We start from the raw sequence: 9,713 nt of genomic DNA, 5'->3' as shown, positions 1-9,713 counted from the left end.
GGTTTGAAATGTAAAGGATGTCCCCGGTTTGTACCCGGGGCAAGCCCGCTCCCACCGCTGAGCAAGGGGTGTGGTATCTGCCGTGCCACAAGGTACAATCCCCGCCCTCCTCCCGAACCTGCCAAGGAACGCCGATGTCCGGCCTCGAACTGTTCGCCGCCGTGCTCGGCGTTATCGCCGTGTGGCTCACGACCAAACAGAATCCCTGGTGCTGGCCCATCGGTCTGGTGATGGTGCTGCTCTACAGCTGGATCTTCTTTGAAGTGCGCCTGTACTCGGACATGCTTCTGCAACTGATCTATGCCGTGCTGCAGCTCTATGGCTGGTGGCAATGGACACGCCCGGACAGCCAGCGCGAAGCCCGTCAGGTCACCCACCTGGATTCCCAGGCCATTCTCTTCAGTCTCGGTCTGGGTTTGCTCGGCAGCCTGGCGCTGGGGGCGGCCATGGCCAGCTGGACCGACGCCGCGCAACCCTGGCTGGACGCAGCGCTGACCGCTTTCAGCCTGGTCGCGCAGCTGTGGATGGCACAAAAGCGCGTGCAGTGCTGGCCGCTCTGGATCGTGCTGGACGTGATCTTCGTTGGCCTGTTCCTGTACAAAGCGCTGTACCTGACCGCAGCGCTCTATGCCCTGTTCACCTTGATCGCCGTGCAGGGCTGGCGCGAGTGGCGCCGCGACCCGGCGTTGGCCAGCGCATGAAGGTCCTGGTTCTGAGTGGTCCCGAGTCCAGCGGCAAGAGCTGGTTGAGCCATGAAATCCAGGCCCACTTCGGTGGGGAACTGGTCAGTGAATATGTACGTCACTTTATCGACGAACATCGCCGCGATACCTGTTATGCCGATATTCCGGCAATCGCCCGCGGCCAGCTGGCCTGGGAAGACGCCGCCCGTGCCCGCCAGCCCGAGCTGCTGATTCTTGACACACACCTGTTGAGCAACCTGCTGTGGAGCCGGGTACTGTTCGGTGATTGCCCGGCCTGGATCGAACAGGCCCTGCTTGCGCGCCGCTATGACCTACACTTGCTGCTCGACCCCACGGGTGTCATCTGGGTCGGCGATGGTCAGCGCTGCCAACCGGCCCTGGAACAACGTCAGGCATTTTTTGCTGACAGCCTCGCTTGGCTGCAACGCAATCACCAGCCTGTACAGGTCATTGGCGGTGACTGGGCCCAGCGCAGTACGGCAGCCCTGAGTGCCGTGCAGCATTTACTCAATGGCAAATCCCCGGCGTGCGCCACCGAGTGTTAGCCCCCTGATACACCCCACTGGGTCAAATGCCCCGTATTTGCGCGACATTCCCCAAATTCGGTGGTGGTGTTAATCCCCTGATACAACCCTTGAAAAACCCTTGCGGCGCAGCCTGCGGCCTGCCAAGCGGCCGTAGGGTAAAAATGTGTCTCATGCTTGATACAACAAAATCCCGGCACGTACCGATAAAGCTCTCAACCTTTTGAATTCTCGGTAATAAGCAAAAGCGGCACACCTTCTGCTGTCCTACTCGCAACGCTGAACAGGCCAGCGACTCAAGAAGGAATTGCCGTCGTGGAGAAATTTGAAAAAGGCATTTATCGCTTCCTGCTGGTCGGATGCGTGTTGGGATCAAGTTTCAGCTTACCTGTCCAGGCCGAGAACGGAATCATCATCATTACCCGCGATGTGCAACCGCGGATGGCGACGCGCGCGCCGCTGGTTCCCGATCCCTCCCCGGTCACCGTCAATGCCAACCCGTCCGCGCACATCCTCAAACAAACCAACGAGCTGAGCGATGGTGACTTCGCCGGTATCAGCAGCGGCGCGGGCATTAGCTCACTGGTCACGCAACAGACCAACAACCTGGGCGGTCATATCAGCAACCAGACTCAATTGCCCAATCTCGCCGGTGGACGTTCCACAGGCGGCGGCAACGGCATCTCCAACATGGTCAATTCCAGTGTGCAGAAAGGCCTGGCTCCCTTGCAGATCCTGACCGGAGGCAAGTGAGATGAGGCACACGTTGCTGATTCTGGCCGCCATTTGCAGTGCACCGGCCTTCGCCCAGTCCCCTGTAGTCGATAACGCCACCATCGACAATTCCGGCAAGCAGTACCAGGGCAACCTCACCGTCAACCAGGCTGCTGGCGATCTACAGCAGCAGGCCAACGTGCGGGCCTTCGCCACGGGTCATAACGCCAGCGCGACCACCGAGGTTCGCCAACGCCTGCGTACCCAGGTCGACCCCGCCATCGATGCCCGGTCCAGCATCCAGGGCGATTCCTTCAGTAACGGCAGCGGCGCGCTGGGTGTCAACCAGAGCGCCGGCGCCAGCACCCAACAAGCCAACGCACTGCGTATCAGCCTCAGTACTCAGCCGCAAAGTATCGACGACAGCGTCCTCATGCAACAGAACGTGACGCTGCTCAACAGCTCCGATCCAACTGGCTCAGCACCCGGCCATCGCCAGGTCACTACCAGTGACCAGGCATTCACCGGTAGCCGCGGGGTGATTCAGTTGAATCAGAGCGCAGGGGTGGGAAACCGCATGGCCAACACCCTGAGCGTACGGGTCGTGGACTGACCCAAACAGGTAAGAACAACACTTAACCTAAAATAAAGTACGGAGAATCACCATGAAACCCTCGATGGCACTCAAGCCTCTGGTTTTCGCAATTGCTGCGGTCATGGCTGTTGCTGTACAAGCTGAAAACGGCGATCGGCGTGGTAATAGCCACCATCATGGCAACCACACCCCTCCTCCAAAAGCCTTCTATGTCGACGCCACTGCCAATGCGCACGACCGGCAAAGCAGCACCGGTAACAAAATCCGCAACGAAGGGACCATCAACGAAGCTGAAATGAGCGACTCCGCGTCAGGCACCAGCGGCAACGTCGGTGTCAACGTGGCGGCAGGCGCCGGCAACCAACAAGACAACGCGGCCGCCATCGCCAACGCTGGCTCCGATTCCAGCGCCATCGACAACAGCTTCGTGTTCGGCACATCCGAAGCCACTGCCCGAGTCACGCAATACAGCAACAACAACAAGGTCTACAACTTCAGCACCCAGAACTCTGCTGTGATGAGCGGATCGGGTAGCGAAGGTAGCGGCAACATGGGTATCAACATTGCTGGCGGCGACCTCAACCAGCAGAAAAACACCATGGCAATTGCCAACACCAATGCTCCGCTGGGTAACGCAACCGCCACCGCCTCTGCCAATCAAAGCGGCCCTGGCCTGGAAGTGGTAAATAGTGCCGACCGGACCTACACCATCGATACGTTGACCTTCACCACCACCAAAAGCGGATCGTTCTCCCGTGAAGGGACCTTTGACGCAAGCGTAGACAAGAGCTCTTCTTCGAGCTCGAGCGAAAGCGGCTCATGGAATGCTGATGCCAGCGGCTCCAATAGCTGGAGTGCCAGCGGTTCGAACAGCTCGTCGGCCAGCGGATCCAACAGCTCGTCGGCCAGCGGCTCCAACAGCTCGTCGTCCAGTGGTTCGCTCAGCGCAGCTGCCAGTGGCACCAACAGCTCGTCGGCCAGTGGCACCAACAGCCGCGATCACAGCTCTAGTTCGAACACTACGCTGGACGTATCGCTGGACGCTTCTGTAGAAGCCAATCGTTCCTCAACCCGCGACAACAACGGCAACGTAAACACCCGCAGCCAGAGTGCCGACGCTTCTCTCACCGCTTCGCTCAACGCATCGATCGACAAATCGCATGAATCCTCGTCGAACTCGTCGTACGACAGGACCCGCGATTCTTCGTTTGATCGCACCCTCGATGTCTCGTTCGACAAGTCTCACGAGTCGTCCTACGATAAAACTCGCGAGTCTTCCTACGACAAGTCGCGCGAATCGTCGTTCGACAAGGCGTTCGAGTCCTCGTTCGAAAAATCGGCCTCCGCCTCGTATGACAAAGCCAAGGAAGCTTCTTCCGAGTCTTCGGACAGCATTTCGAAGAGCTTCAGCGAAGCCAACTCGTTTGAGCTGAGCAACAGCATCTCGTTCCAAGTGCTGACCCCAACCGGCTGGGCTAACCCTGTGACCAACACTGCAACCCTGAGCGGTTCGGTGAACGGCGGCAGCGGCAACCTCGGCGTCAACGTGGCTGCCGGTGTCGGCAACCAACAAAGCAACTCGCTGGCCATCTCCAACCAATCGTTCTGATTGTTGTGGCCTGGAGGCCCCCTTCGGGGGGCCTTTTCTCAACCAACCGGAAGGCGTCCAACTATGCGCATCATCGCCTTGGCGTTTTTGCTTTGCCTGGCCAGCCAGAGTGAAGCGGCCCAGATGCCACTTGCCGTGTTACCGGGTGGTGCGGTGATATTCAAGCCGATCCAGAGTGTACGTGAGCGCAAGTTCGCCGACCTGGTGCAACAGAAAACCGACTTCAGTTGCGGCGCTGCGTCGCTGGCAACGATATTGCGTCAGGCCTACTGGCTGGACGTGAATGAAGAACAGATCATCGAAGGCATGCTGGCACACGCCGATCAGGACCTTGTACGGGTTCAGGGCTTCTCCATGCTCGACATGAAGCGTTACGTGGAAAGCCTGGGCATGCGTGCCCGCGGTTACCGGGTGGCCCCCGAGACCTTGCACAGTATCCGCATTCCGGTGGTGGTACTGATGGACGTGCGTGGCTACAAACATTTTGTAGTCTTGCAACGCGTCGATAAAGGCTGGGCTTACGTCGGTGATCCAGTGCTCGGTCATAAACGCTACAAAGTCGACGACTTTGTCAAAGGCTGGAACGGCATCATCTTCGCCGTTATCGGCAAGGGTTACGACAAAACCAATGCCTTGCTCGATCCCCCCATGCCGCTGACCGCCAAGAACCGCATCAACGGCTTCAGCCCAGTGCAAGACGCAGAGTTGATGGATTTCGGCTTCATCCAAAGCGACTTCTTCTAATGACTCTTCTAATGATAAAGGAGCACGAGGCTCCAGGAGCATCCAATGAAGACTCCAATCTGGCTAGTCGTGGTTTGTCTGGCCGCCAGCCTGCCGAGCCAGGCCCAGACTTTCAAACCCATCGAACTTAAGGATCAGGAACTGGCGAATCTGCGTGGCCGCTATGTCATGCCGGGGCGGATCATCAGTTTCGGCGTTGTCATGACCAGCACCTGGCAAAATGCCAATGGTGAAGTGATCGGGGCAACCTCCTCGATGCAGATTCAACAATCGACCATCAAGCCACAGTTCTATGTGTCGATGATCGACAAAAAAGGCAGCGGCACGGCGCGTTCGCAAACACCCGGCACCGGCACCGTCACCGGTGGCAGCGGTCTCAACAGCACCGAAGGCGTCACACAAGTGGTGCGGGCCGCTGGCGACAACAACACTGCCTACAATGCCGTGGATATAAACGTCACCAAGGCCAACCAGGCGCCGGCTGCACAACAGCGGGGCGAGGCACTGGCCGCAGGTTCGACGTTAGTTGGCGCCAATGGTGCAGGCTCCCTGAGCGTTTCCTCGACCGGTACTGGTGTACAACTGAACATCACCGCCAACAACAACCAGGGCAGCACCATGCAACGCCTGGCCCAGGGTGGCCTGATGCAGAACACCACGTTACTTGGCGGCGGCAACCAGGTCAGAAACCTCACCTCTCTCAATGTCGTGCTGCGTGACAACGTGCCGACAGCCGAGTCGCTGAACGGCAGCCTGGACCAGCTCAAAGGAATTCGCACTCTCGGATTCTGATCTACGCTCAGTCTCATCAAATGTAGTCAGAAGGGACGGCTAACCCCATGCACCGATCGTTAACGTTCAGAGCTATCGTCTGTTTGAGTAGCCTGACCCCGGCGACATTGCTCTACGCAGCACCGGACCCTCAGGTCGAAGCACTAAAACAAGAACTCATGGAGTTGAAACAGCGTTACGAAGCACAACAACAAGCGCTGATGGTACTTGAGCAGCGTGTACGCCAGGTCGAAGAAACACCCGCGACACCGGCTCCCAAACGCCTGACCAAATCCCCCGCCGAAACGGTCAGGGGTGGCCAGACGGTGGCCGCAGGCGCGCCAGGAACCACCGGCAGTTCCTACGGCCAATCGCTGAAAGAAGATTCGGAACCGGCGCAAAGCGTTTCCAACCTGTATGACGAAGCCAGCGGCTTCTTCGGTGGCGGCAAGTTCAGTGTCGAAACCGGGCTGACCTACACGCACTACGATACCCGTGCCTTGGTACTCAATGGTTTCCTGGCACTGGACTCGATTTTCCTCGGCAATATCAACCTCGACCGCATCAAGGCAGATAACTGGACACTGGACCTGACCGCCCGCTACAACCTGGACCAGCGCTGGCAGTTCGATATCAACGTCCCCGTGGTCTACCGTGAGTCCACCTACTCCTCTGGCGGTGCAGGGGGTGCCGGCCCGGTCACCTCCGACGCGACCGTCACCCGCGACCCGACCATCGGTGATATCAACGTCGGGGTTGCCTACAAATTCCTCGATGAATCGGAGAACCTGCCTGACGCGGTCGTCACCTTGCGGGTCAAGGCACCGACCGGTGATGACCCCTATGGCATCAAACTGGTCAATGACCCGAATAACGACAACCTGTCGGTACCTGAAGACCTGCCGACCGGCAATGGTGTCTGGGCGATCACACCGGGTATCTCGCTGGTCAAGACCTTTGACCCTGCCGTGCTCTTCGGCAGCCTGTCCTATACCTACAACATGGAAGATTCGTTCAGCGATATCAGCCCCACGATCAACAGCAAAGTGCCGGGTGACGTGAAACTCGGCAACTCCTGGCAGGTCGGTGCCGGTATTGCATTTGCCTTGAACGAGAAGATGAGCATGTCGTTTTCGTTCACCGACCAGTTTGCCAGCAAAAGCAAGATCAAGCCCGATGGTGGCGAATGGCAATCGATTACCAGCAGCGACTACAACTCGGCAAACTTCAACATCGGTATGACCCTTGCCGCCACCGACAACCTGACCATCGTCCCGAACCTGGCCATTGGCCTGACCGAAGACTCGCCAGACTTTTCCTTCAGCCTGAAGTTTCCCTACTACTTCTGATGCTGCTGTGGGAGCGGGCTTGCCCCGCGATAGCGGTATGCTTGCCACACCGCTATCGCGGGGCAAGCCCGCTCCCACAAGACAGTACAGGCTCAGCGAATCTGGTGCTTATGCAGCAACCGGTAGAAGGTAGGCCGGGAAATCCCGAGGACCTTGGCGGCAATGCTCAGGTTATCGCTGTGCCGATTGAGTACATCGCATAACGCCTGGTGCTCGGCCCGATGCTTGTAATCTTCGAGGGTACCCATGCTCGCGGTAAACGCATGCTGGCTGAGCAACCCCAGGTCCTGAGCCTCGATCTGCCGGCCTTCGGCCAGCACCAGGCCACGCCTGACCCGGTTGGCCAGTTCGCGTACATTGCCTGGCCAGTCGTGTTTGCCCATCGCCACCAGGGCGTCCTCGCTGAAACTGCGCGGCCGCCGTCCGGTTTCCAGGCTGTAGAAATGGGCAAAGTGGTTGGCCAGCATCGACAGGTCGCCATGCCGGTCACGCAATGGCGCAGTGACCACCTGCAGGACATTGAGCCGGTAATACAGGTCCTCACGAAAGCGCCCGCGGGCGATGGCGTTTTCCAGGTCAACGTGGGTTGCCGCCAGTACCCGCACATCGACGCCAATCGGCTGGCCACCACCGACCCGTTCGATGTGTTTTTCCTGAAGGAACCGCAACAGGTTGGCCTGCAACTCCAGAGGCAGATCACCAATCTCGTCGAGAAACAGCGTGCCGCCGTTGGCGGCCTCGATGCGGCCTATCTTGCGCTGGTGCGCCCCGGTAAACGCGCCCTTTTCATGGCCGAACAGTTCGGACTGTATCAGGTGCTCGGGAATGGCTCCGCAGTTGATCGGCACGAAGGGTTTGTCATGGCGCTGCGACTGGCGGTGCAGGGTTCGCGCCACCAGTTCTTTACCGGTGCCACTCTCGCCGCGAATCAGCACCGGCGACTCGGTGGGCGCCAGTTTGCTGAGCAATTTGCGCAACTCGCGAATCGGACGGCTGTCACCCAGCAATTCGTGCTCAAGTCCATCCGCTTGTGCATTGCCCTTGCCACGCAGGCGCGCCATGCCGAAGGCCCGGCCAATGGTGACCTGCACCCGCGAGACATCGAACGGCAAGGTATGGAAATCGAAGAACCATTCGCAGACAAAGTCACCGACATTCTGCATGCGCAGCTCTTCGGCGCTGAGCACCGCAATCCATTCGGTATTGCTGCGGCTGATGAGGTCTTTGACCGCATCCGGGCGCTGCAGGTGCGAGGCTTGCAGGCGCAGCAAGCCGACATCACAAGGATGTTCCAGGGCCGAAGACAAGGTACAACTGTGAACATCCCAGCCGACCTCGCGCAGGCCCGGCAACAAACGGTGACAATCATCGCAAGGATCGACGATCAGCAGGCGGCGGTTCGATGCAGGTTCAAGCATGACCTTTCCTTGGCGCCAATTGTTGGAATTTTATGTAGAAACAGCAAGTTGGCGGGCCCGTCTGTAACAGTAGCAACGATGCGTCAAACGCCCACTACCGTCTGTCCGCAAAGTGTCAATACTCTGGCTCGCCGGGGAATTTCCTTGAACTTTCAGCGTCTCACGCGGCACTTGCCAACGCGTTTTCTGCACGCAATCAAAAATAGTTGAAGATACTTGTGACTCCACCCTGTACTGCGTGCATCAGTACAAGTAACTCACCGCTGAGGCGGTTGTTTATTATCTTGTTTGGGCCCACAGAGAGACCGAACCCATGAACGCCCCGCTCCGTGTCAACGAAGCACTGCTGATTGCCGACCACGCCTTCGAACCCTTCCAGTGTGTTGCCTGGGATTCGCCTAACGGTACAGGTGAACTGAGCCTGGCAGTGATCGACCGGACCAGCACCCGCATTGGTGGCAAGCAGGTGCCGTGCAGCACCTACTCCGACCCCGACCAACTGGCCAGCCTGATTGAAGAGATGCGCGCGGAGCTGAAAAAACAAGGTTGCCAACTGCAACCCTGGTCAATGCCAAAGTAAGTATCAGCGCGACCTGCTTACTATCATGGCCGCGCATCTTCGTGATGCGCGGCAAGCAAGTTAGCTTTTGCAAAAGTTAGACTGCGGCATCAGGTCGCAGCGACACTTTCGTACAGTTTCTGTATGCGCCTTATTTATCCAATCACCTTGAAACTTTCAATCGACCGGTAGTCGGCCTGTAATTGCTGCGCCAATAAACGCGCGCGGCCCAGACGCACCGGCGAACGCTCGATATCCACTAACAGGCTCGGACACGGCATCGGTTGCAGCGGCTCCCAGGCGTTAAGCCGACCGTCGGTCAGCACCAGGCAACGCTGCTGCTCATGCGGATATTGACGCTGGCGTGCCTGCAGCCAGTGCCGCGCCTGCTCCAAAGCAGCCAGCAAGGGCGTACCGCCACCTGCACCGAGACTGTCGAGCCAAGGCTGCAAGGCAGCCGAGGCTTTAAGGCCATGGCGCTGCCAGCGCGGCGCATGGCCACTGGCGGTGAGCAGGGTCAGGCGCGCGCGTTGCCGGTAAGCCTGATCGAAAAAACCGGCCAGCAGGCCCTTGGCCTGGCTCAAGGCCTGATAACGCCGAGTCGAGGCCGAGGCATCGACAATCACCAACCACAATTCATGAGCGCTGGCCGTACGTTGCTGCCAGCACAGGTCTCGGCGCTGACGGGGACGGCCTTTGAGCAAGGTTGCCGGCCAGGCCACGGTT

Annotated in this window: 11 protein-coding genes; 9 read left to right on the top strand and 2 right to left on the bottom strand. The window is 58.7% G+C overall.

Features of this window, described 5'->3' with window-relative positions; genetic code table 11:
- Positions 1–134: 134 nt before the first annotated feature.
- The 8 genes from pnuC to NPS47_RS22690 all read left to right on the top strand — a co-directional run bounded on the left by pnuC (position 135) and on the right by NPS47_RS22690 (position 7,010).
- Positions 135–701 carry a nicotinamide riboside transporter PnuC gene (pnuC, locus tag NPS47_RS22725; protein ID WP_274297001.1) on the top strand — a complete coding sequence of 189 codons (567 nt, stop codon included), beginning with the start codon at positions 135–137 and terminating at the stop codon, positions 699–701.
- Entirely contained in the window at positions 698–1,249 is a 552-nt protein-coding gene (locus NPS47_RS22720) for an AAA family ATPase (protein ID WP_274297000.1), read from the top strand. Before pnuC ends, NPS47_RS22720 begins: the two co-directional genes overlap by 4 nt.
- Before the next feature lie 294 nt (positions 1,250–1,543).
- Positions 1,544–1,981: a hypothetical protein gene (locus tag NPS47_RS22715; RefSeq protein WP_274296999.1), complete on the top strand. Its 438-nt coding sequence runs from the start codon at positions 1,544–1,546 to the stop codon at positions 1,979–1,981.
- 1 nt (position 1,982) lies between these two features.
- On the top strand, positions 1,983–2,555 hold the full coding sequence (locus tag NPS47_RS22710) for an adhesin (RefSeq protein ID WP_274296998.1): 573 nt from the start codon (positions 1,983–1,985) through the stop codon (positions 2,553–2,555).
- Positions 2,556–2,607: 52 nt separating this feature from the next.
- Positions 2,608–4,146 carry a heme utilization protein gene (locus NPS47_RS22705; protein WP_274296997.1) on the top strand — a complete coding sequence of 513 codons (1,539 nt, stop codon included), beginning with the start codon at positions 2,608–2,610 and terminating at the stop codon, positions 4,144–4,146.
- A gap of 63 nt (positions 4,147–4,209) precedes the next feature.
- Positions 4,210–4,890, top strand: coding sequence for a C39 family peptidase (locus tag NPS47_RS22700; protein WP_274296996.1), 681 nt, complete (start codon positions 4,210–4,212; stop codon positions 4,888–4,890).
- Positions 4,891–4,935: 45 nt separating this feature from the next.
- Complete coding sequence (locus tag NPS47_RS22695; RefSeq protein WP_274296995.1) at positions 4,936–5,682, top strand: hypothetical protein; 747 nt, start codon at positions 4,936–4,938, stop codon at positions 5,680–5,682.
- Positions 5,683–5,729: 47 nt separating this feature from the next.
- Complete coding sequence (locus NPS47_RS22690; RefSeq protein ID WP_274296994.1) at positions 5,730–7,010, top strand: transporter; 1,281 nt, start codon at positions 5,730–5,732, stop codon at positions 7,008–7,010.
- Positions 7,011–7,102: 92 nt separating this feature from the next.
- On the opposite strand, the gene NPS47_RS22685 is transcribed toward NPS47_RS22690, so the two are convergent.
- Positions 7,103–8,428, bottom strand: coding sequence for a sigma-54 dependent transcriptional regulator (locus NPS47_RS22685; RefSeq protein WP_274296993.1), 1,326 nt, complete (start codon positions 8,426–8,428; stop codon positions 7,103–7,105).
- A gap of 313 nt (positions 8,429–8,741) precedes the next feature.
- Here NPS47_RS22685 and NPS47_RS22680 point away from each other — a divergent pair, with 313 nt between their 5' ends.
- Positions 8,742–9,008, top strand: a complete 267-nt coding sequence (locus NPS47_RS22680; RefSeq protein WP_274296992.1) for a hypothetical protein — start codon at positions 8,742–8,744, stop codon at positions 9,006–9,008.
- Between the two features lie 134 nt (positions 9,009–9,142).
- Here the strand turns inward: NPS47_RS22680 and NPS47_RS22675 are convergent, their stop codons facing one another.
- Positions 9,143–9,709, bottom strand: a complete 567-nt coding sequence (locus tag NPS47_RS22675; protein WP_337993424.1) for a vWA domain-containing protein — start codon at positions 9,707–9,709, stop codon at positions 9,143–9,145.
- Positions 9,710–9,713: the final 4 nt, after the last annotated feature.

The organism is Pseudomonas putida (assembly GCF_028682475.1).
In the GTDB taxonomy this organism is placed as follows: domain Bacteria; phylum Pseudomonadota; class Gammaproteobacteria; order Pseudomonadales; family Pseudomonadaceae; genus Aquipseudomonas; species Aquipseudomonas putida_AG.
The sequence above is the reverse complement of the archived record's forward strand: the minus strand, read 5'-3'. Positions and strand labels throughout refer to the sequence as shown.

Coding starts and splice junctions, on each gene's coding strand:
- pnuC (WP_274297001.1), top strand. CDS start 135: ATGTCCGGCCTCGAACTGTTCGCCGCCGTGCTCGGCGTTATCGCCGTG.
- NPS47_RS22720 (WP_274297000.1), top strand. CDS start 698: ATGAAGGTCCTGGTTCTGAGTGGTCCCGAGTCCAGCGGCAAGAGCTGG.
- NPS47_RS22710 (WP_274296998.1), top strand. CDS start 1,983: ATGAGGCACACGTTGCTGATTCTGGCCGCCATTTGCAGTGCACCGGCC.
- NPS47_RS22705 (WP_274296997.1), top strand. CDS start 2,608: ATGAAACCCTCGATGGCACTCAAGCCTCTGGTTTTCGCAATTGCTGCG.
- NPS47_RS22700 (WP_274296996.1), top strand. CDS start 4,210: ATGCGCATCATCGCCTTGGCGTTTTTGCTTTGCCTGGCCAGCCAGAGT.
- NPS47_RS22695 (WP_274296995.1), top strand. CDS start 4,936: ATGAAGACTCCAATCTGGCTAGTCGTGGTTTGTCTGGCCGCCAGCCTG.
- NPS47_RS22690 (WP_274296994.1), top strand. CDS start 5,730: ATGCACCGATCGTTAACGTTCAGAGCTATCGTCTGTTTGAGTAGCCTG.
- NPS47_RS22685 (WP_274296993.1), bottom strand. CDS start 8,428: ATGCTTGAACCTGCATCGAACCGCCGCCTGCTGATCGTCGATCCTTGC.
- NPS47_RS22680 (WP_274296992.1), top strand. CDS start 8,742: ATGAACGCCCCGCTCCGTGTCAACGAAGCACTGCTGATTGCCGACCAC.